Source organism: Streptomyces sp. NPDC059255, assembly GCF_042752355.1.
In the GTDB taxonomy this organism is placed as follows: Bacteria; Actinomycetota; Actinomycetes; order Streptomycetales; family Streptomycetaceae; genus Streptomyces.
The window spans coordinates 67,307-89,901 of the sequence record NZ_JBHYZP010000038.1 but is presented as its reverse complement, the minus strand read 5'-3'; the positions used below and the strand labels follow the sequence as shown (position 1 = coordinate 89,901).

Annotated in this window: 19 protein-coding genes; 9 read left to right on the top strand and 10 right to left on the bottom strand. The window is 72.5% G+C overall.

Annotated elements, in window-relative coordinates; translation table 11 throughout:
• Positions 1 to 45: 45 nt before the first annotated feature.
• On the bottom strand, positions 46 to 1,545 hold the full coding sequence (locus ACFXKG_RS33460) for a PLP-dependent aminotransferase family protein (RefSeq protein WP_384846982.1): 1,500 nt from the start codon (positions 1,543 to 1,545) through the stop codon (positions 46 to 48).
• Between the two features lie 100 nt (positions 1,546 to 1,645).
• Here ACFXKG_RS33460 and ACFXKG_RS33455 point away from each other — a divergent pair, with 100 nt between their 5' ends.
• The 4 genes from ACFXKG_RS33455 to ACFXKG_RS33440 all read left to right on the top strand — a co-directional run bounded on the left by ACFXKG_RS33455 (position 1,646) and on the right by ACFXKG_RS33440 (position 5,237).
• Positions 1,646 to 2,413: a YitT family protein gene (locus ACFXKG_RS33455; protein ID WP_384846980.1), complete on the top strand. Its 768-nt coding sequence runs from the start codon at positions 1,646 to 1,648 to the stop codon at positions 2,411 to 2,413.
• Positions 2,410 to 3,189: a glycerophosphodiester phosphodiesterase gene (locus ACFXKG_RS33450; RefSeq protein WP_384846978.1), complete on the top strand. Its 780-nt coding sequence runs from the start codon at positions 2,410 to 2,412 to the stop codon at positions 3,187 to 3,189. Before ACFXKG_RS33455 ends, ACFXKG_RS33450 begins: the two co-directional genes overlap by 4 nt.
• Before the next feature lie 61 nt (positions 3,190 to 3,250).
• Complete coding sequence (locus tag ACFXKG_RS33445) at positions 3,251 to 4,597, top strand: MFS transporter (RefSeq protein WP_384846976.1); 1,347 nt, start codon at positions 3,251 to 3,253, stop codon at positions 4,595 to 4,597.
• Positions 4,598 to 4,862: 265 nt separating this feature from the next.
• Positions 4,863 to 5,237, top strand: coding sequence for an RNA polymerase-binding protein RbpA (locus tag ACFXKG_RS33440; protein ID WP_003959706.1), 375 nt, complete (start codon positions 4,863 to 4,865; stop codon positions 5,235 to 5,237).
• A 199-nt stretch (positions 5,238 to 5,436) separates the two neighbouring features.
• Here the strand turns inward: ACFXKG_RS33440 and fxsA are convergent, their stop codons facing one another.
• The 4 genes from fxsA to ACFXKG_RS33420 form a co-directional block, all read right to left on the bottom strand.
• The gene (gene fxsA / locus ACFXKG_RS33435; RefSeq protein WP_384846974.1) at positions 5,437 to 6,021 is read right to left on the bottom strand and encodes an FxsA family membrane protein; all 585 of its coding nucleotides are present in this window, start codon (positions 6,019 to 6,021) and stop codon (positions 5,437 to 5,439) included.
• Positions 6,022 to 6,094: 73 nt separating this feature from the next.
• Positions 6,095 to 6,883, bottom strand: coding sequence for a polyprenol monophosphomannose synthase (locus ACFXKG_RS33430; RefSeq protein ID WP_384846972.1), 789 nt, complete (start codon positions 6,881 to 6,883; stop codon positions 6,095 to 6,097).
• A 575-nt stretch (positions 6,884 to 7,458) separates the two neighbouring features.
• Positions 7,459 to 9,099, bottom strand: coding sequence for an amidohydrolase (locus ACFXKG_RS33425; protein WP_384846970.1), 1,641 nt, complete (start codon positions 9,097 to 9,099; stop codon positions 7,459 to 7,461).
• 140 nt (positions 9,100 to 9,239) lie between these two features.
• The gene (locus tag ACFXKG_RS33420; protein ID WP_384846968.1) at positions 9,240 to 9,680 is read right to left on the bottom strand and encodes an Lrp/AsnC family transcriptional regulator; all 441 of its coding nucleotides are present in this window, start codon (positions 9,678 to 9,680) and stop codon (positions 9,240 to 9,242) included.
• Positions 9,681 to 9,906: 226 nt separating this feature from the next.
• On the opposite strand from ACFXKG_RS33420, the gene ACFXKG_RS33415 reads away from it, so the two are divergent.
• Positions 9,907 to 10,305 (top strand): hypothetical protein, encoded by a 399-nt coding sequence (locus ACFXKG_RS33415; protein WP_384846966.1) that lies wholly within the window; start codon positions 9,907 to 9,909, stop codon positions 10,303 to 10,305.
• Positions 10,306 to 10,312: 7 nt separating this feature from the next.
• Here ACFXKG_RS33415 and ACFXKG_RS33410 read toward each other — a convergent pair whose 3' ends face one another.
• On the bottom strand, positions 10,313 to 11,485 hold the full coding sequence (locus ACFXKG_RS33410) for an acyl-CoA dehydrogenase family protein (RefSeq protein WP_384846964.1): 1,173 nt from the start codon (positions 11,483 to 11,485) through the stop codon (positions 10,313 to 10,315).
• A gap of 387 nt (positions 11,486 to 11,872) precedes the next feature.
• Here ACFXKG_RS33410 and ACFXKG_RS33405 point away from each other — a divergent pair, with 387 nt between their 5' ends.
• Entirely contained in the window at positions 11,873 to 13,147 is a 1,275-nt protein-coding gene (locus ACFXKG_RS33405) for a glycoside hydrolase family 18 protein (protein WP_384846962.1), read from the top strand.
• A gap of 126 nt (positions 13,148 to 13,273) precedes the next feature.
• On the opposite strand, the gene ACFXKG_RS33400 is transcribed toward ACFXKG_RS33405, so the two are convergent.
• Positions 13,274 to 13,951 carry a TetR/AcrR family transcriptional regulator gene (locus ACFXKG_RS33400; RefSeq protein ID WP_384846960.1) on the bottom strand — a complete coding sequence of 226 codons (678 nt, stop codon included), beginning with the start codon at positions 13,949 to 13,951 and terminating at the stop codon, positions 13,274 to 13,276.
• A 248-nt stretch (positions 13,952 to 14,199) separates the two neighbouring features.
• On the opposite strand from ACFXKG_RS33400, the gene ACFXKG_RS33395 reads away from it, so the two are divergent.
• Positions 14,200 to 15,195 carry an alpha/beta fold hydrolase gene (locus ACFXKG_RS33395; protein WP_384846996.1) on the top strand — a complete coding sequence of 332 codons (996 nt, stop codon included), beginning with the start codon at positions 14,200 to 14,202 and terminating at the stop codon, positions 15,193 to 15,195.
• 142 nt (positions 15,196 to 15,337) lie between these two features.
• On the opposite strand, the gene ACFXKG_RS33390 is transcribed toward ACFXKG_RS33395, so the two are convergent.
• Positions 15,338 to 16,714 (bottom strand): peptidase C39 family protein, encoded by a 1,377-nt coding sequence (locus ACFXKG_RS33390; protein WP_384846958.1) that lies wholly within the window; start codon positions 16,712 to 16,714, stop codon positions 15,338 to 15,340.
• Positions 16,715 to 16,908: 194 nt separating this feature from the next.
• Here ACFXKG_RS33390 and ACFXKG_RS33385 point away from each other — a divergent pair, with 194 nt between their 5' ends.
• Entirely contained in the window at positions 16,909 to 17,538 is a 630-nt protein-coding gene (locus ACFXKG_RS33385; protein ID WP_384846956.1) for a uridine kinase, read from the top strand.
• A gap of 361 nt (positions 17,539 to 17,899) precedes the next feature.
• A complete protein-coding gene (locus ACFXKG_RS33380) occupies positions 17,900 to 19,834 on the top strand; it encodes an AAA family ATPase (RefSeq protein ID WP_384846954.1) in 1,935 nt (644 codons plus the stop codon).
• A gap of 85 nt (positions 19,835 to 19,919) precedes the next feature.
• Here ACFXKG_RS33380 and ACFXKG_RS33375 read toward each other — a convergent pair whose 3' ends face one another.
• Positions 19,920 to 21,023: a hemolysin family protein gene (locus ACFXKG_RS33375; protein ID WP_384846952.1), complete on the bottom strand. Its 1,104-nt coding sequence runs from the start codon at positions 21,021 to 21,023 to the stop codon at positions 19,920 to 19,922.
• Complete coding sequence (locus ACFXKG_RS33370) at positions 21,020 to 22,492, bottom strand: hemolysin family protein (RefSeq protein WP_384846950.1); 1,473 nt, start codon at positions 22,490 to 22,492, stop codon at positions 21,020 to 21,022. The genes ACFXKG_RS33375 and ACFXKG_RS33370 overlap by 4 nt, the downstream gene beginning before the upstream one ends.
• Between the last annotated feature and the right edge of the window lie 103 nt (positions 22,493 to 22,595).

The window sequence follows — 22,595 nt, the reverse complement described above, 5'->3', positions numbered from 1 at the left end:
GCGCGGGGCCTGCCGGGCCCAGGCCACGTCAGCCCCGCCGGGCGCTCAGGCCACGAAGGTGCGCGGCGCGTCCGTGCCCGTGGTCGCGCCCGTCCCGACCAGGCGCGCCGCCGCCGCGAGCCGGGCCGCCGCCTCCACGGCGACCGGGCCGCCGACGGTGAACGGCAGCCGTACGTACCCCTCGAACGCCCCGTCGACCCCGAAGCGGGGCCCCGAGGGCACCCGGACACCGACCCGCTCGCCGACCTCCGCCAGCCGGGACCCGGAGAGCCCACCGGTCCGCACCCACAGGGTCAGCCCGCCGTGCGGCACGTCGAAGCCCCAGCCGGGGAGCTGCTCGCGCACCGCCGCCACCAGCGCGTCCCGGTTCTCGCGCGCCTGGGTGCGGCGCAGCGCGACGGCCTCCTCCCAGCCGCCGGTCCGCATCAGCCAGTTGACGGCGAGCTGTTCCAGCACCGGGGTGCCCAGATCGGCGTAGGCGCGCGCCGCGACGAGGGAGCGGATCACGTCGGGGGCGGCACGGACCCAGCCGATCCGCATCCCCGCCCAGAACGCCTTGCTGGCCGAGCCGACCGTGAGGACCGTGCTGCCCGCCGGATCGAAGGCGCAGACCCGTCGCGGCATCTCCACCTCCGGGTCGAGACGCAGTTCGGACATGGTCTCGTCGACGACGAGGACGGTGCCCGCCGAGCGCGCCGCGTCGACGAGCGCGCGCCGCTGGTCCTCGTCGGCCAGCGCGCCCGTCGGGTTGTGGAAGTCGGCGACGACATACGCGAGCCGGGGCGCCGCGTCCCGCAGCACCTGGCGCCAGCGGCCGAGGTCCCAGCCTGCCAGCCCCTCGGCCATGGCGACGGGCACCAGCCGGGCGCCCGCCTCGCGCATGAGCTGGAGGATGTTGGCGTAGCTGGGCGATTCCACCGCGATCCGTTCGCCGCGCCCCGCGAAGAGATGGCAGATCGCGTCGATCGCGCCCATGGCACCGGTGGTGACCATGATCTGTTCGGGCATCGTCGGAATGCCCAGCGCGGTGTAGCGGTCGGCGAGCATCTGCCGCAGCGCCGGGAGCCCGGCCGGGTAGTCGCCGTGGGTGTGGGCGTACGGCGCCAGCTCGCCCAGCGCGCCCTGGACGCCCCGGGTGAGCCAGGGCTCGGGGGCGGGCAGCGCGGCCGTGCCGAGGTCGATGACGGAGCCGAGCGATTCGGGCGGCAGGGGTTCGAGGCCCCGCGCGGGCAGCGGGTGCCCCGCCGGGACGGCCGTCCAACTGCCCGCGCCCCTGCGGGACTCCAGGAAACCCTCGGCGCGCAGCGCCTCGTAGGCGGCGGCCACCGTCGTACGGCTCACGGAGACGGCGAGCGCCAGTTCGCGCTCGGCGGGGAGGCGGGCGGCGACGGGGACGCGGCCCTCCAGGACGAGCAGCCGGATGCCGTCGGCGAGCGCCCGGTAGGCGGGCGGGCGGCGGCTGCCGGGGCCGGCCGGCCGGGGCTGCTGGGCTTGGAGCTGCCGGGCGAGTTGCGACGCCCCGACCGCCGAGGTCCACTGAGCCATGGAAATCAGTCCACCTTCCCGGAATTGGACCTGGTTGCCCGCTGTCCACCCGCCACAGAGTGACACGCATCAGTCCACCATGGCACCAAGGGACGGCATCATGTCGACTTTCTCGGGTTCATCGGGTTCATCGGGTTCATCCGGTTCGTCCGGCCTGTCCGGCCCGTCCAGCCCACCCGTCACGCCCGGCGCCTCCGCCCCGTCCCGAGGCGCCGGCCCGGGGGCCCGGCGCCTCCCCCGCCGGCTCTGCCAGCTCTACGCGGGGCTCGCGCTGTACGGGGCGAGCTCGGCGCTGCTGGTGCGCGGGGGCCTGGGGCTGGAGCCGTGGGGCGTGCTGCACCAAGGGCTCGCCGAGCTGACCGGGCTCTCCATGGGGGTGGTCGCGATCGCCGTGGGGGCGGTGGTGCTGCTGCTCTGGATACCGATCAGGCAGCGACCGGGGCTGGGCACGGTCTCCAACGTCTTCGCCGTCGGGCTGGCGATCGACGCGACGCTGGCCCTGGTCCCCGCGGCGCACGGGCTGCCGGCCCGGATCGCGCTGCTGGTCGCCGGGATCGTGCTCAACGGGGTGGCCACCGGGCTGTACATCGCGGCCCGGTTCGGCCCGGGGCCGCGGGACGGGCTGATGACCGGGCTGCACCGGCTGACCGGCCGTTCGGTGCGGCTGGTCCGTACCGCGATCGAGGTGGCCGTCGTCGCCACCGGCTTCGCGCTGGGCGGCTCGGTGGGCGTCGGTACGGTGGCGTACGCGCTGGCCATCGGCCCGCTGGCCCAGTTCTCCCTGCGGGTCTTCGACATCCCCGCGGCGGACAACGGCCGTACGGTGGTCGCCGCCGGGTCACCGGAAGGCGCCATACTGCGGCGGTGACGCGCGAACTCCACCCTTATCTGGACCGGCCCGGCGCGGTACGCCCCGGCCCGATCCCCTTCGCCCACCGCGGCGGCGCCGCCGACGGCCTGGAGAACACGGCCGCCGCGTTCCGCCGGGCGGCCGGTCTCGGCTACCGCTACTTCGAGACCGATGTGCACGCCACCTCGGACGGCCGGCTCGTCGCCTTCCACGACGCGACGCTGGACCGGGTGACGGACGCGCGGGGCCGTATCGCGGAGCTGCCCTGGCACGAGGTGCGCCGGGCCAGGGTGGCGGGCCGCGAGCCGCTGCCGCTCTTCGCCGAACTGCTGGAGGAGTTCCCCGAGGCCCGCTGGAACGTGGACATCAAGGCGGCGCCCGCGCTGGCACCGCTGGTCGAGCTGATCCGCGCCACGGGGAGCTGGGACCGGGTGTGCGTCGGCTCGTTCTCCGAGGCCAGGGTGGCGGGCGCGGCCCGGCTCGCGGGCCCCCGGCTCGCCACCTCGTACGGGGTACGGGGCGTGGCGGGCCTGCGGCTGCGGTCGTACGGGATCCCCGCCCCGGTCCGCCGCGGCGCCGTGTGCGCGCAGGTGCCCGAGTCGCAGTACGGCATCCGGGTGGTGGACGAGCGCTTCGTGCGGACGGCGCACGCGCTCGGCCTCCAGGTCCATGTCTGGACGGTCAACGATCCCGCGCGGATGGAAGCGCTGGTCGACCTCGGCGTGGATGGCATCATGACTGATCAACTGGAAACGCTGCGCTCGGTGTTGGCCGCGCGGGGAGCCTGGGGGTAGTGCCCGTGGCGGGTACGGCCGGCGGGCGTAGCGTCCGTACGGGGAGAGCGAGGCAGCGCGGGTGACCGCTGACACGGTGGAACGGGCCGACGGGGCGAAGGCCCTCAGGCGCGAGCAACACGGCTGGTACTTCTACGACTTCGCGTGCTCGGTCTATTCGACGAGCGTGCTCACCGTCTTCCTCGGCCCCTATCTGACCTCGGTGGCGAAGAACGCCGCCGACGCCGAGGGCTTCGTCCATCCGCTGGGCGTCCCGGTGCGGGCGGGCTCGGTCTTCGCGTACGCGGTCTCCGTCTCGATCGTGGTGGCGGTGCTGGTGATGCCGCTGGTGGGCGCGGCGGCGGACCGTACGGGGCGCAAGAAGCCGCTGCTCGCGGCGGCCGCGTACGTCGGGGCGACGGCCACGACCTGCATGTTCTTCCTCGACGGGGACCGCTATCTGCTGGGCGCGCTGCTGCTGGTCGTGGCGAACGCCGCGCTGGCGGTCTCGATGGTGCTCTACAACGCGTACCTGCCGCAGATCGCGGAACCCGACGAGCGCGACGCGGTCTCCTCGCGGGGCTGGGCGTTCGGCTACACCTCGGGGGCGCTGGTCCTCGTCCTCAATCTGGTCCTGTACACCGGGCACGACACCTTCGGCGTCTCGGAGTCGACGGCGGTACGGATCTGTCTGGCCTCGGCGGGGCTCTGGTGGGGCGCCTTCACCCTCGTACCGCTGCGCCGGCTGCGCGACCGCCAGGTGGCGCCGCACGGTGAGGGGACGGTGGGCACCGGCTGGCGGCAGCTCATGGCCACGCTGCGGGACATGCGCCGCCATCCGCTGACGCTCGGCTTCCTGCTCGCCTATCTGATCTACAACGACGGCATCCAGACGGTGATCTCCCAGGCGTCGATCTACGGCTCGGAGGAGCTGGGCCTGGACCAGACGACTCTGATCACCGCCGTGCTGCTGGTGCAGATCCTGGCGGTGGCGGGCGCGCTGGGGATGGGCCGGATGGCCAGGCTGTACGGGGCCAAACGCGTCATCCTGGGTTCGCTGGCCGTCTGGACGCTGATCCTCGCGGCGGGCTACTTCCTGCCCGCGGGGGCACCGGTCGCGTTCTATCTGATGGCCGCGGCGATCGGGCTGGTCCTGGGCGGCAGCCAGGCGCTCTCACGTTCGCTCTTCTCGCATCTCGTACCGAGCGGCAAGGAGGCCGAGTACTTCTCCGCGTACGAGATGAGCGACCGGGGGCTGAGCTGGCTGGGGCCGCTGGTGTTCGGCCTCGCGTTCCAGCTCACCGGGAGCTACCGGGATGCGATCATCTCGCTGGTGGTCTTCTTCGCGATCGGTTCTGTGCTGCTGGCGCGGGTGCCGGTCAAGGCGGCGATCGCCGCCGCGGGGAATCCCGTACCGGACCGGATTTAGACGTTGAAGTGAAAGGGCGGTAGTGTACGCGTTTGGCCTGCCAGGCGGACCGTTACTGCGTACTCAACCAATGAAATCGCTGGGTGACATCTCCTGTTAGATGTGACAAACCGGGCGCCGGTGGGTACGCAACCCTTGATAATGCAGCGGCACGACGGACGAGGCATGACCCGCAACGGGAATCTTTACCGCCGACCGAACGTTGACCGGATGACGACGACAGCGACACCTGTCCTGTGGGCGACAAGCCCGGGAGGCACGATTCATGAGTGAGCGAGCTCTCCGCGGCACGCGACTCGTGGTGACCAGCTACGAGACGGACCGCGGCATCGATCTGGCCCCGCGCCAGGCGGTGGAGTACGCATGCCAGAACGGCCATCGATTTGAGATGCCGTTCTCGGTGGAGGCGGAAATTCCGCCGGAGTGGGAGTGCAAGGCGTGCGGCGCCCAGGCACTCCTGGTGGACGGGGATGGCCCCGAAGAGAAGAAGGGCAAGCCTGCGCGTACGCACTGGGACATGCTCATGGAGCGACGCACCCGCGAGGAGTTGGAGGAGGTGCTGGCCGAGAGGCTGGCGGTCCTGCGCTCCGGCGCCATGAACATCGCCGTGCACCCGCGGGACAGCCGGAAGTCCGCCTGACCGCGTAACCGCCGCACACGACAAGCGCACGACAGCACACGCCGCGGGCCGCGTCACACGAACTGTGTGACGCGGCCCGCGGCGTGTCTGTCGCCGGGCGGCGTGTCTGTCGCCGGTCCGCCGCCGGATGTGTGCGTCCCCGGGGACGCACGGTCACCGGGGACGTACGGTCACCGGGGACGTACGGTCACGGCATGGGTCACGGGGTCAGCGGCGGGCGGGGGCCCTCGTCCTCGGGGCGCCGCTCGGGCGTTCCGTCCTGCTTGATGACCTCGCCCTGGACGACCTTGCCGTCGGGCCGGCGCATCCGTGCCTGCTGGAAGGCGTCGCCGAGGGTGCCGGGGCCCGCCGCGTTCATCCGGCGCTCCAGCGACCGCTCCGCGTACCGGCCGAGCCCCTTCCGTACCGGCGGTACGAGCAGCAGCAGGCCGAGCACGTCGGTGATCAGCCCGGGGATCATGATCAGCATGCCGCCGAGCATGAGGAAGCCGTTGCCGGTGGAGCCGGCGGCCGCCTCGGGCTCGGCGGCGGCGCCGGGGCGCTGCTGCCGCTGCAGCGTCTCGGTCAGGTTCTGGAAGGCGCGGCGCCCGGCGCTCTTGATCACCACGGCGCCGAGCACGACCGCGCCGACGAGCAGGAGCAGGACGGTGAATCCGCCGGCGGCCTCGGCCACCACGGTCAGCAGCCAGATCTCCAGCACCAGCCAGACGGCGATGGCGAGCGGGAGGAGCGTGCGGGCGCGTGAGCGCTTGGGAACGGGCCGGGGCGAGTGCGCGGTCGTCATGGTTCCAGTGTGCCTGGGCGCCGGCCGTTACGGCGGGCCGGGGAGGCCGTAATGATCATGGCCGGCGAGGGGGTCAGGCCGCGGGACCGTTCGGTCCGGCCGGTTTGCGGCCCAGCAGCCGGTTCGCACGGGACTCGACACCCCAGGCGGTGACCCGCCACAGCGCCTCGACGAGGATGTCCTTGCTCATCTTGGAGTCGCCCAGCTCGCGTTCGACGAAGGTGATGGGCACCTCAACCACATGGCAGCCGGCGTCGACGGCGCGGCGGGCCAGATCGACCTGGAAGCAGTAGCCCTGGGAGGAGACGGCGTCGAGGCCGAGCCCCTCCAGGGTCTCCTTGCGGAAGGCCCGGTAGCCGCCGGTGACATCGCGGATCGGGACGCCGAGCAGGACCCGCGAATAGGTGCTGCCGCCCCGGGAGATCATCTGCCGGGTCCTGGGCCAGTTGACCACGCGCCCGCCCGGCACCCAGCGTGAGCCGAGCACGAGATCGGCGCCCTTGAGCGCGGTCAGCAGCCGGGGCAGTTCCTCGGGCTGGTGGGAGCCGTCCGCGTCCATCTCGACGAGGACCCCGTAGCCGTGCTCCATGCCCCAGCGGAATCCGGCCAGATAGGCGGCGCCGAGCCCCTCCTTGCCCTTGCGGTGCAACACCTTGACCTGACTGTCCTCGGCGGCCAGCTCGTCGGCGATCTTGCCGGTGCCGTCGGGGCTGTTGTCGTCGGCGATGAGAATGTCGGCCGCCGGTACGGCCGCGCGCACGCGGGAGACGATCGGCGTGATGTTCTCGGCCTCGTTGAAGGTCGGGATGATCACCAAGGCTGTACCGAGCGGGCCGTACCGCCTCTGGCCACCGTCGTTCACTGCTGCCCCTTCATCGCCGTACGCAGACATCTCAGCTTAGCGAGCGGACAGGGGCTCCCGAGCACGACGGTGGCCCGGTGTCGGACGAGTTGAGAGGTGATGTCCCGAGATGACGGAGGGGAACGGCCGGCCGTGGGCTCCCGTACGGAGCGTGAACACCCGGGGCGGGGCTGCGGACCGGGACCCGGCGTCCTTCGGGCCGACCTGGGACCCGCTGGCTGCGGATCGACCGAAAGCCGTTGTCTACTGAACGCCGGGGCCCCGTCCGGGTCGCACCTGCCGGCCGGCGGAAACCTTCCCTCGCCCCCGAGACGCGGGCGCTGGACCTGGCTCCCAGTGGTGGTGCGCCGGTGCGGCACACCGCCCCATGGCCCAGCGGCGTTCGACGACGTGCGTGGAGGTTGCCGGACGGACGTCCTGTGGTGGACCCGGCCGAACCTACCCGCCGGTGACGGCTCGCTGTCAATACCGCTTTGACCTGCGAGGTTGACCTGAAACACCAGGTCAGTGCGGAAGATCCGCAGGTCGTGGCCGAGGCCGGAAAGCATCGGTCGGCGGTACGAAATGTCCCTACGTCACTCGTTCGGGCCCACGAAGACGGTCTGCCCGGCGACCACGGTCCGCAGACACACGGGCAGCGGACGCCCGGGCGTGAGGTCCGGCAGTCCCGGCGTCCCGGAGCGCGGGTCCGTCGACCAGCGTGCCACCCGGTCGTCGGGGGCCTGGACGATCAGTTCCTCGGTCCGCCAGAGCGCGTAGTCGGCGGGGGCGCCCGGCACCAGGGTCCCCGCGTCGTCCCGCCCGACGGCCCGCCAGCCGCCCCGGGTGTGGGCGGTGAACGCGGCCCGTACGGAGATCCGGTGGCCGGGGGTGCGGTGGAAGGCCGCGGCCCGGACGGTCGACCACGGGTCGAGGGGGGTGACCGGGCTGTCGGAGCCGAGGGCCAGCGGCACCCCGGCGCGCAGCAGCGCCGCGTACGGGTTGAGCGTACGGGCCCGCTCGACGCCGAGCCGGCGCGCGTACATGCCCTCGTCGCCGCCCCAGGCCGCGTCGAAGGCGGGCTGCACGGAAGCGGTGAGCCCCAGTTCGGCGAAGGCGGCGACGGTCTCCGGGGTGAGCATCTCGGCGTGTTCGACCCGGTGCCGGGCGGCGCGGATCCGTGCGAGACCGAGGCGCTCGGCGGCGGCCCGTACCCCGGCCACGACCGTGCTGATCGCGGCGTCGCCGATGGCGTGGAATCCGGCCTGGAGTCCCGCCTCCGTACAGGCGGTGACATGGGCGGCGACGGCGGCGGCGTCGAGATGCGCGGTACCGGTGTGGGCGGCGTCGGCGTACGGCTCGTGCAGGGCGGCGGTGTGCGAACCGAGCGAACCGTCCACGAAGAGATCGCCCGCCGCGCCCGCGGCGCCGAGCTCCCGGACGCGCCGGGCCCCCTTCTCGTCACCGACCGGCTCAGCCCAGTAGCCGTGGACCCGCGGCCCCGGCTCGTCCCGGGCGAGCGCCAGCAGGTCGGTGAAGTCCTCCTCGTCGGAGATCTCGGGACCCGCGCACTCGTGGAGCGTGCCGATCCCGAGGGAGGCGGCCCGCAGCCGGGCGGCGCGCTGCGCCTCGGTGCGCTGACGGGCGCTGACGGCACCGTGGGCGGCCTCGCGCACGGCGTGGTGGGCGGCGGCCGTCAGGGGCCCTTCGGGGCGGTATCCGGCCAGGGAGGTGACGCCGGGGACCAGGTCGAGCAGGGCGGTGGTCACGACGGCCGAGTGCACGTCGACCCGCGGCAGGTAGAGCGGCCGGCCCCCGGCGGCGCCGTCCAGCTCGGCACGCGTGGGAGCCCGCCGCTCGGGCCACCGCTCGGCGTCCCAGCCGTGCCCGAGCAGAATCCGCTCGTCCGGCCGCGCCGCGCTGTACGCCCGTACGAGCGCGAGCGCCTCCGCGAGGCTCGCCGCGCCGGACAGATCGAGGCCGGTGAGCGCGAGGCCGGTCTCCGTGGTGTGCACGTGGGCGTCGGTGAAGGCGGGGGTCACGAGCGCGCCGTCCAGGTCGACGACCTCGTCGGCCCCGGCGACGAAGGAGTCCGCGGCCCCCTCGGAACCCACCCAGGCGACATGCCCGCGCTCCACGAGCATGGCGGTGGCGAAGGGGTCGGCGGGGCTGTGAACCTCCCCACGGCGCAGCAGCACGGTGCGATGGTCGGCCGGGGAGGCGGTGCGATCACTCATGCCCCCAGTCTCCCCTCTTTTTCTGCGGGCTCGGTTCGCCTCCGGGGCGCGCAAGTCGACGCCGACGGTCGACCGTCGACCGTGCCCGCGGCCGGAGGTCGCTGATGAGCACAGCCGGCGCCCGGAGGCGAACCGAGCCCCTAAAAGGAAGGCGCCCGGGATTCGTAGGGGGTGGAGAGGACCACCGTGGTGCGGGTGGAGACCCCGGCCAGGGAGCGGATCCGGGTGAGGAGGTGTTCGAGTTCCACCGGGGCGGAGACCCGGACCTTGAGGATGTAGTTCTCGTCGCCCGCCACGCTGTGGCACGCCTCGATCTCGGCGATGTCGGCGAGCCGGTCCGCGATGTCGTCGGGGGCACTGGGGTCGAAAGGTTTGACCGAGATGAACGCGGTGAGGGGCAGGCCGACCGCCTCGGGGTCGACCACCGCGGCGTAACCGCGGATCACCCCGCGCTGTTCCAGACGGCGTACGCGCTGATGTACCGCCGAGGTGGACAGGCCCGTGGCCTTGCCCAGGTCGGTGTAGCTCATCCGGCCGTCCTTGACGAGCAATTCCACGATCTGTCGATCCAGCTCCTCCATGCGGATCAACCTATGGCCCCGGGGCCGTTCCGGCACAGTCGGAGCGGCGCCGCGCCCGGCGGGGAGGCCGCTTCCGCGCGCACCTGCGGCTGGCATGTGACGAAGACCACAGAGCTGGGGCCGGGTCCGTCGAGACCTTACGGTTACCTGGCACGCGCGACGGGAAGTGCTTGCTGTGGTCGAGACCACACGAGCCTGGTCGGCCCACCCGAGGGGGAATGTCTCCATGCAGAGTCTTAAGCGCGCCGGACGTACCGAGCCGGTCCCCGTCGATCTCGACGACAGTGACGAGATCGACTTCTACGACACCTTCGAGATGTACCGGGTCGTCTGCCCGGACTGCGTGCAGCCGATCGCGCTCCTCGCCGACGAGGGGACCCTTCCGGAGCACGCGCTGTGCCCCACCCCGTGGAACCCCTTCGTGCTGTCGGTGTGCGCCGGTACGGGCCGCGCCGCTTCCGAGGCGCGGCCCGCCGACGCGTCGTACGAGGCCCAGGAGCAGGAGACCGGGCTGCTGCTGACGCTCCCCCAGGGACTCGACTGGCGTACGCAGCCGTTCTCGCACGTCGGCGGCCCGGGCTCGCGCCCGTTCAAGGTGCCTACGCTGGACCGGCACGCCGCCTGAGGTTCCGTCAGCGGGTCTCCGGGCCCGCGAGATGGCGTGCGATCACCATCCGCTGGATCTGGTTGGTGCCTTCGACGATCTGCAGCACCTTCGCCTCGCGCAGATAGCGCTCCGCCGGAAAGTCGGCCGTGTAGCCGTAGCCGCCGAGTACCTGTACGGCGTCGATGGTGATCTGCATGGCCGCGTCGGTGCAGAACAGCTTGGCCATGGCAGCCTGTCGGGAGAAGGGCCGCCCCGCGTCGCGCAGCCGGGCCGCGGCGAGACAGAGCGCGCGTCCCGCCTCGATGCGGGTGGCCATGTCGGCGAGCAGGAAGCGCAGCCCCTGGAAGTCCGCGACGGGTCTGCCGAACTGCCGCCGTCCGGTGGCGTAGGCGACGGCCTCGTCCAGTGCCGCCTGGGCGACACCCACGGCGCAGGCGGCGATGCCGAGGCGGCCCGAGTCGAGCGCGGAGAGCGCGATCGCGAAGCCCTGGCCCTCCTCGCCGAGCCGGCGGTCGTCGGCCACCCGTACGCCGTCGAAGTGGAGTTGGGCGGTGGGCGAGCCCTTCATGCCCATCTTCTTCTCGGGCGGGGCCGCGCTCAGCCCCGGCGCGTCGCCGGGCACGAGGAACGCGGTGATGCCGCGCGCTCCGTCCCCGCCGGTCCTGGCCAGCACCGTGTAGAAGTCCGCGACACCGCCGTGGGTGATCCACGCCTTGGTGCCGGTGATGACCCAGTGGTCGCCGTCCCGTACGGCCTTGGTGCGGAGCGAGGCCGCGTCGGAGCCGGCGGCGGGCTCGGAGAGGCAGTACGCGCCGAGCAGACCGCCGGTGAGCATCGCGGGCAGGTGTTCGGCCTGCTGGGCCTTGGTGCCGTAGCCGGCGAGGGCGTGGCAGGCGAGGGTGTGGACGCTGACGCCGAGACCCACGGTGAGCCGGGCGGCGGCGAGCTCTTCGAGTACCTGGAGGTAGACCTCGTACGGCTGTCCCCCGCCGCCGTAGGCGGTGTCGTAGGGGAGGCCGAGCAGGCCGGAGTCGGAGAGCAGACGGAAGAGTTCGCGCGGGAAGTGCCCGGCGTCCTCCTCCTCGGCGGCCGTGGGGGCGATCTCCCGTCGGCCGATGTCGCGTACGAGGGCGATGAGGTCCTGAGCCTCATCGGTGGGCAGCAGACGGTCCACCGGTCGCGGGGCGCGGTCGGACATGGCGGCGCTCTCCTCCCTGTCGGGCGCTGCGGCGAACGCGCGCGGGGTGTGCGTCACGTCGCCGGCACGGGTCCGGGGATGGCCCCGGACGGGTCGTTCCTGCCTCGCCGATGCTGCCCTGCCGGATCACGGCGGGGGCTGATCATCAGCTGTGGCGCGTTGAGTATGCCCGATCGGCGGGGCTTCGTCACGGGTCGGTGATCACACGCCCGACGCGGCCGGGCGGCGTTCGCGGAGGGAAAGCCGGTTGGTACGAACCATTGACCACACTGGTCTAGTCCTTCTAACGTTCCCCCTCAACACACCTGACATTCCTGCCCGGTCGGCGCCGTGGGCAGGATCCCGACTCCCCCCACTTGTCCTTCCTCTCCCCCACGAGGAGACTCCATGTTCAGGCTCCATCCTTCCCGTTCCCGTTCCCGCTCCCGTTTCCGGGCGCTGACCGCCGCGGCGTGCACCGCCGTTCTCGGCGTGACGCTGCTCTCCGGGGCGGGCACCGCCTCGGCGGGCGAGACCACCGAGGCCCCGGCCGCGGCCGCACCGGCCGCACCGGCCCGGGCCGCCGGGGACAAGGTCATCGGATACTTCACCAACTGGGGTGTCTACGACCGCAATTACCACGTGAAGAACATCGAGACGTCCGGCTCGGCCGGCAAGCTCACCCACATCAACTACGCCTTCGGCAATGTCACCGGCGGCAAGTGCGCCGTCGGCGACTCGTACGCGGACTACGAGAAGGCGTACACGGCCGACCAGAGTGTGGACGGCGCCGCCGACACCTGGGACCAGCCGCTGCGGGGCAACTTCAACCAGCTGCGCAAGCTCAAGGCGATGCACCCCGGCCTCAAGGTGATCTGGTCCTTCGGCGGCTGGTCCTGGTCCGGCGGCTTCGCGGAGGCGGCGAAGAACCCGGCGGCGTTCGCGCAGTCCTGCCGCGCACTGGTGGAGGACCCGCGCTGGGCCGATGTGTTCGACGGGATCGACATCGACTGGGAGTATCCCAACGCCTGCGGGCTGACCTGTGACAGCAGCGGCCGGGACGCCTTCAGGGAGATGGCGGCGGCGCTGCGCGGCGCGTTCGGCTCCGACCTGGTGACGGCGGCGATCACCGCCGACGGCACCGACGGCGGGAAGATCGACGCGGCGGACTACGCGGGCGCCGCGCAGTACCTCGACTGGTACAACCCGATGACGTACGACTTCTTCGGCGCCTTCGCGGCGCAGGGCCCGACCGCCCCGCACTCGCCGCTGACCTCGTACGCGGGCATCCCGACCCAGGGCTTCGACTCGGACACCGCGATCACCAAGCTCAAGAGCCTCGGCATCCCGTCCGAGAAACTGCTGCTGGGCCTCGGCTTCTACGGGCGCGGCTGGTCCGGCGTCGGCCAGGCGGAGCCGGGCGGCACCGCGACGGGCGCGGCGCCCGGGAAGTATGAGGCGGGCATCGAGGACTACAAGCTCCTCAAGGACCGCTGCCCGGCGGGCGGCACGGTCGGCGGCACCGCGTACGCCCACTGCGGCGACCAGTGGTGGAGCTACGACACCCCGGCCACCATCGCCGGGAAGATGGCGTACAAGGACCAGCAGGGTCTGGGCGGCACCTTCTTCTGGGAGCTGAGTGGGGACACCGCGGACGGCGAGCTGATCAAGTCCATCGACTAGGTCCCGCTGGATCCTGCCGGATCGCGCTGGATCGCGCACGAGTACGGCCCCGGAACGCGCCGGGGGCGGGGCGCCCGATCGGCCCCCGCCCCCGGCGTCCGGTTTTTTTCCCTCCGTACCGGGGCCCTACGGCACGTCCTGACCGGGGCCGCGGCCCGTGAACGGGACCCATTCGAGGTCCTGGGGCGGGGCCGGGCACTCCGGCGCGAACTCCTCGATGGTGTTGAGGGTGTGCCGCAGCATCCGGACGAGCAGGTCGCGCGGGATCTCCCGGCGCAGCTCGTCCCGGTGCTCCAGCCATTCGAGCGTGAGCCACTCGACGCTGCTGAGCCAGCCGAGCAGGGCGAGCCGGGCGATCGGCGGGATGTCGTCGTGGCCGTAGGCGCCCTGGGCGACCGTGGCGACCAGGCCGGTCCTGACCGCGTCGCGGATCGCCTGGACCTGGGTGTCGAAACCGACGCCGCCGGTGACGATGGTGCGGTAGGCCGCCTCGTTGTACTGGGCGAAGCGCAGATACGCCTCGACGGTGCGCTGCACCCGCTGGGTGCGCGGCAGTTCGGCTCCGTCGGAGGCGAGCGAGACGAGTTCGGCCACCGAATCCTCGACGATGGCGAGGTAGTAGCCGCGCTTGTTCTTGAAGTAGTAGTAGATGAGCCCTTTGGCGACGCCCGCGTGCTGCGCGATGTCGTCCATCGACAGCGCGTCGTACGAGGTGTCGGCAAACAACTTCCGGCCGGTTGCGATGAGTTCGGAGCGCCGTACCTGTGATCGCAGGGACGGTCCACGCTGTTGACTACGATTCAAAATCCGCGTCCTGGTCTCCGGCTGCCACGGTGTTCCCCCGCGGGAATCCCCGCAGTATTGCAGAGTGGACGCGGGGTACCACAGTGTGGTCGGCGGAGGGCTCGCGCGAGAGGGCGGATTTGCCGGACCAGCAACAAATCTTGCGGGTGCGCCGGGCCCGTGCGGATGATCGTGGGACCACATACCCCGATCGAGGAGCGGCGATGTCAGGGATGTCAGGGACGCCGGCGGTGTCAGCGGCGTCGGCGATGTCGATGGAGAACCCGGCCGTGCGACACCGGCTGGTGGAGGTCCCCGGCGGCCGGATCCATCTCGCGGAACAGGGCACCGGTCCGCTGGTCCTGCTCGTCCACGGCTTCCCCGAGTCCTGGTACTCCTGGCGCCACCAGCTTCCGGCACTCGCCGCCGCGGGGTACCACGCGGTCGCCGTCGACGTACGCGGCTACGGGCGCTCGTCCAAGCCGGCCGATGTGGCGGCGTACCGGATGCTCGCCCACGTCGCGGACAACGTCGGTGTGGTGCGCGCGCTCGGCGCGGAGAGCGCGGTGATCGTCGGCCATGACTGGGGCTCCCCCATCGCCGCCAACTCCGCGCTGCTCAGGCCCGATGTCTTCACCGCCGTGGGGATGCTGAGCGTCCCGTACTCACCGAGGAACGGCTTCCGGCCGAGCGACGCCTTCGGGATGCTCGGCGGGGCGGAGGAGTTCTACGTCAGCTACTTCCAGCGGCCCGGCCGGGCCGAGGCGGAGATCGAGCCCGACGTACGGGGATGGCTGGCCGGGTTCTACGCCGGCCTGTCGGCCGACACGATGCGGCCGGCCGGCGAGGAGAACCTCTTCTTCGTGCCCGAGGGGGCGAGGCTCTCCGACCGCTTCCCCGGTGACCGGCTGCCCTCCTGGCTGACGGAGGCCGATCTCGACGTCTACGCGGGCGAGTTCGAGCGGAGCGGGCTGACGGGGGCGCTGAACCGCTACCGCAACGTCGACCGCGACTGGGAGGATCTCGCACCGTGGGACGGGGCGCCCGTCCGTCAGCCGTCGCTCTTCATCGGCGGCACGCTCGACGCCTCCACCACCTGGATGGCGGACGCCATCGCGGCCTACCCCACCACGCTGCCGGGCCTGATCTCCTCGCACCTTCTCGACGGCTGCGGCCACTGGGTGCAGCAGGAGCGCCCCGACGAGGTCAACGGGCTCCTCGTGGAGTGGCTGCGCTCGCTGCCCGCGTCACCGCACCGTCCGTGATCCGGGCCGCGCCACCCGGCCCTCGCAGCGGCCCTTGGGGCGGCCCTTGGAGCGGCCCTTGGAGCGGCCCTTGGGGCGGCCCTTGGAGCGGCCCTTGGAGCGGCCCTTGGGGCGGCCCTTGGGGCGGCCCTTGGGGCGGCCCTCAGAGCAGGCCGACCGACCGCAGCGCCCGGCTCTGCGCGGCGGACGGCTTCGCGGGCCAGTAGACGTAACAGACGCCGCCCGTGCCGGAGGCGACCTTGCCGGAGGCGTTGTACCGCTTGGTGCGGAGCCAGATCGTTTCCCACTCGGCCCGGCGGTAGACGCGCCGGACGGCCGGATTGCTGGGCGAGGCGGGGTCGTTGGCGATCACATCGCCCTCGGCCGTGAAGCCGATGACCGTCATGAGGTGGCCCGAGGTGCCGTAACCCGCCCCCGTCAGTTCCTCCTTGAGGAAGGACTGCGAGGTGATGACGGGGATGCCCGCGCCCACCAGCGTCTCCACGTCGGCGAGCGAGCCGAGCCGGGTGACGGCGGAGCTCAGCTCCCGGTACGTGGCGGCGTACGCGGCGTTGAAGGGCCAGTTGCCGCACCCCTCGTACTGGTAGTCGTAGGTGTACCGGGCCGCGTGGCAGACCTGCGGGTCGTCGAAGTCCGGGTTCACCCAGGCCAGTTCCTCGGCGGTGGGGACGCGCCCCCAGTACTCGATGATCATCTGCGAGGAGGTGGGGCTGCACCACGCCTCGCCGCCGTTGTCGTACTCGGGGTACTGCCCGATGTGCGTGTTCTGCGAGTAGCGCGGCACGGTCAGCTCGCGCGCGAGCCCCGGCGTGGAGGCCGGGACGGTGAACCGGTCCGGGATGTCGGAGGCCATCGCGCCGATGCGGTGGACCACCGGGGTGAGGCCGCTGCCGGGGGTGCGGTGGAGGGTCAGGCGCAGCCGGTACGCGGCGAGGCGCGTCCCGCTCGCCGCGTCGTCCACGGCGAAGGTGTCGGTCCAGATGGAGCTGCGGCCGTCGCTCTGGCCGTCCAGGGAGGTGCGCCGGATGTCGCCGTCCCCGTCGCCCGAGGTCCAGCGGCCCATCACGTACCAGGGCGTGTCGGTGCCGTCCCCGTACCGGCCGCGCAGTTCGACCTGGAGCCAGGTGCCCGCCGGGGTGGACGCGTTCCAGGAGGCGATCACCTCGGTGGCGGGGACCTTCGGGCGGTGCAGGGGGGAGGTCCAGGTGGCGTACTCCCACGTGGTGGTCCTCCCGGTGTGCGGATCGGCGTACGTGGTGGTGCCCGCCGGGGTGGCGATGACCAGCGAGGGCCGGGCGCCGGAGACGGCGCGGACCCCGTGCGCGGCGCCGGCCCGCCAGTCGGCGTACGAGGTCCAGAACGCGTTGTCGACGAGCGGCCCCGCGGGGGCCCCGGCGGCTCCGGGGGCCTCGGGGGCCGCCTCCGCGGCGGTGGCCGGCAGGGCCGCGCCCGTCCCGGTGGCTGCGGTGACCACGAGCGCGGCGGCGAGAACGGTTCTGCGCGAGGGGGGACGGGACATCGGAACCTCCGGTCGACGGGCGGAGAGGCGCGGAGAGGCGAAGAGTCGGACGGCAGTCGTCCACTATCGCGGCTCCCGGCGGGCTTCTGCCAGCGATTCGCCTCGCGTCGCCCGACCAATATTGGTCTGCGCCAGTGGCATGACCTGGGGCGGCCCGGCGCCGTCGGCCTGCCCCGGCTCGTACGCTGGGCCGTATGGATGACCTCACCGCCGTGGCCGCGCGGCTGCGCGGCCTGCCGCCTTCCTGCGGTCCGGTGCGGCTGATCGCCGTGGACGGTCACGCCGGCTCCGGCAAGAGCACCTTCGCGGCGCGGCTCGCGGCGGCGCTGGGCGGCGCACCCGTGCTGCGGCTGGACGACGTGGCCAGCCACGAAGAGCTGTTCGCGTGGCTGCCCCGGCTGACGGCGCAGGTGATCGAGGCGTTCTCGCGTGGCGAGGCCGCGCGGTACACCCCGTACGACTGGACGCTGCGCCGCTTCACCGGACCGCGTGTGCTGCCCGCCGCCCCGGTGGTCCTGGTGGAGGGGGTCGGGGCCGGCCGGCGGGCGCTGCGGCCGTATCTCGCCGGGCTGTTCTGGATGGAGCGGGGTGCCGAGGAGTCCTGGGAGCGGGGACGCCGCCGGGACGGAGCGGCGCAGTCCGCCTTCTGGGACGGCTGGACGGTGGCGGAGACACGCCATTTCGCGACGGACCCAACTCGTCCCTTTTCCGATGCTCTGGTACATGAGGGGCACGAGGGGTACGTGATACGCCCGGCATCTCGCGCGACCGCGAGGCAGGACCAGACCATCACCCACCGTGACCGGTTGACGCCGCCATACTGAGCAGTTGGAAATCGACGCGCACCGAGTACCCAACTCGGCTTGACCAGCGGGCGGGACAGGTCTTACGTTCTTAATGTGCGGCTTTTCGGAGCCGCCCCAGACGCGAAGCCCCCGGTTGTTCCCCCGTGATCGGGGGCTTCGTTCTGCCCTCTTAGCCGTATTTCCGGCCCCGTACCGCCTCACCCGCTCACCCTGGGTCACCGCGCGACCCGGTGTGCGGCGCCCTTAGTCGCACACACTCTGCGCAGGTACGATGCCTCTGAGTGCGGTCAATTCCCGTCCGCGTCATGGTGGTTCAGTACGCTGCCGACGGGCGCCCGCCCGGCGGGACATCACGGGGGCACGGTTTGTGGGGGACCTGATGGATATCGGCACGCAGGGCACGGGCGCCCCGGCCGACCTCGCCTGGGTGCGCGGGGTGGACGCCTACACCATGGGGGCGTACCCCCAGGCGGAGGAGGAGTTCAGGACAGCCGTCCGGCTCGATCCCGGGATGGCCGACGGCTGGCTCGGGCTGCACGCGCTGCGCGTCGAGACCACCACCGCCCTGCTCCACATGTACCGCCATCGCGACCGCTTCGGCGAGCAGCGCACCCGCCACCGCCGCACCCTGAACTCGTGGTACTGGCTGGGCTGGTGGGTCCAGCCGGTCCTGGAGAGCGGGCGCGACCTGCGGCTGGCGCACGCCTCGCACTGGCTGGACGGCCGCCATGTGCCCGAGCTGGACCGGGCGTTGGCGGGGCTGCCGCCCGTGGACACCGATCCGCAGGTCCGCTTCCTGCACGCCTGCCGCGCCTATCTGGTCAAGGACTGGGAACAGCTGTGCCGCCACACGGAGCAGCTCGTGCACGATCCGCTGCTCGGCATCGAGGCGGGTCTCTTCGGCGGGATGGCCCGGGTCAGGCTGGAGATGTTCGGCCAGGCCGAGCCGCTGCTCGCCACCGCGCTGATGCGCTGCCGCAGCGAGCAGCCCCAGCGCAAGGAGCTGCGGTACTGGCTGGCCCGGGCCCACGAGGGCACCGGGCGCAGCGCCGCCGCCCTGCCGCTCTACCGGGCCGTGCACCGGCTCGACCCGGCGTTCATGGACACCGCGGCGCGGCTCGCGGCGATCACCGACTCCGACGGGTACGACGGCTACGAGGGCCCCGACGACCCGCTGGGGCTGGCCTCCGTGTCGCTGGCCGGGCTCGGCCAGGACGCGGCGGACGCGGCCGAGGCCCAGTCCCAGGCGCAGTCGGGGAGCGAGCCGGAGGGGCCGCTCGGCTCCGACATCCTGCTCGGCCGGGAGCCGGCGCCGCCGCTCGGCGGCAGCGGTCCGCCCGTCGCGCCCGATGCGCTGCGGGAGAAGCTGCCGCCCCCGCCTACGCAGCCGCCGGCGCCGCGTTTCCCCGAGGGGCCGACGGATCCCGCGCTGCTCGCCGAGGCACTGGCCGAGCTGGAGCGGATGGTCGGGCTCGAACCGGTGAAGCGCCAGGTGAAGGCGATCTCCGCGCAGCTGCGCATGGCGCGGCTGCGGGCCGGTCAGGGGCTTCCGGTCCAGCCGCCGAAACGTCACTTTGTCTTCTCGGGCCCCTCGGGCACCGGCAAGACCACGGTGGCACGCATCCTGGGGCGGATCTTCTACGCGCTCGGGCTGCTCGGCGGGGACCATCTCGTCGAGGCGCAACGGGCCGACCTGGTCGGTGAGTTCCTGGGCCAGACCGCCGTCAAGGCGAACGAGCTGATCGACTCGGCGATCGGCGGGGTGCTCTTCGTGGACGAGGCGTACAGCCTCTCCAACTCCGGTTACAGCAAGGGCGACGCCTACGGCGACGAGGCCCTTCAGGTGCTGCTGAAGCGGGCCGAGGACAACCGTGACCACCTCGTGGTGATCCTGGCGGGTTATCCGGAGGGGATGGACCGGCTGCTCGCCACCAACCCGGGGCTCTCCTCGCGCTTCACGAGCCGGGTCGACTTCCCGAGCTACCGGCCGCTCGAACTGACCGCGATCGGCGGGGTGCTGGCCGCCGAGAACGGTGACCTGTGGGACGAGGAGTCCGTGGACGAGCTGCGCTCGATCAGCGGACACGTGGTCGACCAGGGATGGATCGACGAGCTGGGCAACGGCAGGTTCGTCCGGACGCTGTACGAGAAGAGCTGCGCCTACCGTGATCTGCGGCTGTCCGGCTACAGCGGTACTCCTACGCGCGATGACCTGGCCACGCTGCGGCTGCCCGATCTGATGCAGGCGTACGGCGAGGTGCTCTCGGGACGCGGCCCGGCGGGCCGGAGCCCCCAGGACCCGACGGGTACATGACCCGCCGGGTCCCGGAGGCGGCCGGCTCCGGCCGGTGCCCGAGGCCTCGGGCACCGGCCACCAGGCACCGGGTACGGGCCGGGATTCAGCGGGCCAGGACCTGCGAGGCCTGGTCCGTGCGCTGCTCGCCGACGAGGGTCGCCCGGGGGACGGACGCCGCCCGGTGGGAGGGGTCGCGTACCTCCCCGACCAGCATTTCGAGGACGTCCTCCAGCGCCACCAGGCCGAGCACCCGCCCGGACGCGTCCGCGACCTGGGCGAGATGGGTGGCCGCGCGGCGCATCACGGTGAGGGCGTCGTCCAGCGGGAGTTCCGCGCGGAGCGTCGCCATGGGGCGCCAGATGTGCTGGGGTACGGCCCGGTCGGCCATCTCCAGATCGAGCACGTCCTTGACGTGCAGGAACCCCATGAAGGCACCGCCGCCCTCGGCGCACACCGGGAAGCGGGAGTAGCCGGTGCGTACCGTCAGCTCCTCGATCTCCCGCGGCGTGACCGCCGGGTCCACGGTGACCAGTGAGGCGCGGGTGAGGAGCACGTCGGTGACCGGGCGGCTGCCCAGCTCCAGCGCGTCCTCCAGCCGCTCCTGCGCCTCGGGTTCCAGCAGCCCCGCCTGTCCCGAGTCCTCGACGAGCCGGTTGAGCTGCTCGCTGGTGAAGACGGCCTCCACCTCGTCCTTGGGTTCGACGCGGAAGGCCCGCAGGACGAGCCGGGCGCAGGCGCCGAGGCCTGCGGTGACCGGCCGGCAGAGGCGTGCGAAGCCGACCAGGCCGGGGCTGAGCCACAGCGCGGTCTTCTCCGGTGCTGCCATGGCGAGGTTCTTGGGGACCATCTCGCCGATGACGAGGTGCAGGAAGACGACGAGCGCCAGGGCGATGACGTATCCCAGCGGATGGATCAGGCCCTCCGGCACGCGCATCGCGTGGAAGACGGGCTCCAGGAGCCGCGCCACCGTCGGTTCGGCCACCGCGCCGAGCGTCAGGGAGCAGACGGTGATGCCGAACTGCGCGGCGGCCATCATCTGCGGCAGGTTCTCCAGCCCGTACAGCGCCTGCCGGGCCTTGGCCGAGCCGCGCGCGGCGTGCGGTTCGATCTGGCTGCGGCGTACGGAGACGAGGGCGAACTCGGCCCCGACGAAGTAGCCGTTGGCGAGAACGAGGAGAAGGGCGAAGGCGAGTTGCAGCACGCTCATCGGACGGCCTCCACCGGCGCGGGGGCCTGGGCGGAGACCTCGGCGGGAGCGCCCACGAGGACGTCGGCCGCGGTGGCGGCGGGGGCCTTGCCGGGCGGCGACCCGGTGCGGGCCAGCGGCGCGGCCGGGTGGTCCGGTACGAGCCCGGCCGGTCCTTCGTCCGTCAGCCGTATCAGCCGGACCCGCTCGGCCCGGTAGCGGTCCACCTGGCGTACGGAGAGCCGCCAGCCGGGCAGCTCCGCGCGGTCGCCGGGGGCCGGGATCCGGCCGAGCAGATCGGCGACGAGCCCGGCGAGTGTCTCGTACGGGCCCTCGGGTACGTCGAGTCCGATGCGCCGCAGGGTGAGGACCCGGGCGCTGCCGTCGGCCTCCCAGGCGGGCCGGCCGTCCACGGGGTCGACGGGGGCGAGTTCCGGCCGTCCGTCCCGCTCGGCGTCGTGCTCGTCGAGCACCTCGCCGACGAGTTCCTCGACGATGTCCTCCAGGGTGACGACCCCGGCCGTACCGCCGTACTCGTCGACCACAGCGGCTATGGGCTGCTCGTTGCGCAGCCGCGCCAGGAGCTGCTGCACCGGCAGGGTCTCCGGGACGAAGAGGGCGGTGACGGCGATCCGGCCGACCGGGGTCCGCCGCCGCTCCGCCACGGGGACGGCGAGCGCGTCCTTGAGATGCACCATGCCGATGATCTCGTCGATGCGCTCGCGGTAGACGGGGAAGCGGGAGAGCCCGGTGGCCCGGGTGAGGTTGAGGACGTCGGCCGCCGTCGCGTCCGCCTGGAGGGCGCTGACCTTCACCCGGGGGGTCATCACGTGCTGTGCCGTGAGCCGGCCGAGGGAGAGGGTCCGTACGAACAGGTCGGCCGTGTCCTGTTCGAGGGTGCCGGCCTGCGCGGAGTGGCGGGCCAGGGAGACGAGTTCGCCGGGGGTCCTGGCCGAGGCGAGTTCGTCGGTCGGCTCCACGCCGAGTATCCGCACCAGCCGGTTGGCGACGGCGTTGAGCAGGGAGATCACCGGCCGGAAGACGGTGGCGAAGAGGTACTGCGGGCCCGCCACGAACCGCGCGACCTGGAGCGGCCGGGAGACCGCCCAGTTCTTGGGGACGAGCTCACCGATCACCATCTGGAGGGCGGAGGCCAGCAGCATGCCGATGACCACCGCGATGCCGGAGACGGCTCCGGCGGGCAGTCCGGTCGCGGCGAGCGGCGGGCCGAGCAGTTCGGCGAGCGCCGGCTCGGCGAGCATGCCGACGACGAGCGAGGTGATGGTGATGCCGAGCTGGGTGCCGGAGAGCTGGAAGGAGAGTTCCCGCAGGGCTCTGACGACGGTACGGGCGCGGCGGTCGCCCTCGGCGGCGGCGCGCTCGGCGTCGGGGCGGTCGACCGTGATCAGGCCGAACTCGGCCGCCACGAAGAACCCGTTGGCGAGGATGAGAAGGAACGCTGCGGTGAGCAGCAGAAGGGGGATGGTCATGCCGCCGCCTCGTCGAAGGGGGCGGCGCAGGTACTACCGGACGATCCGTCCATTGCTGGAGGGAGTCACTCCTCGGGTCGCAGGATGCCCCGCGGGCCGTCGA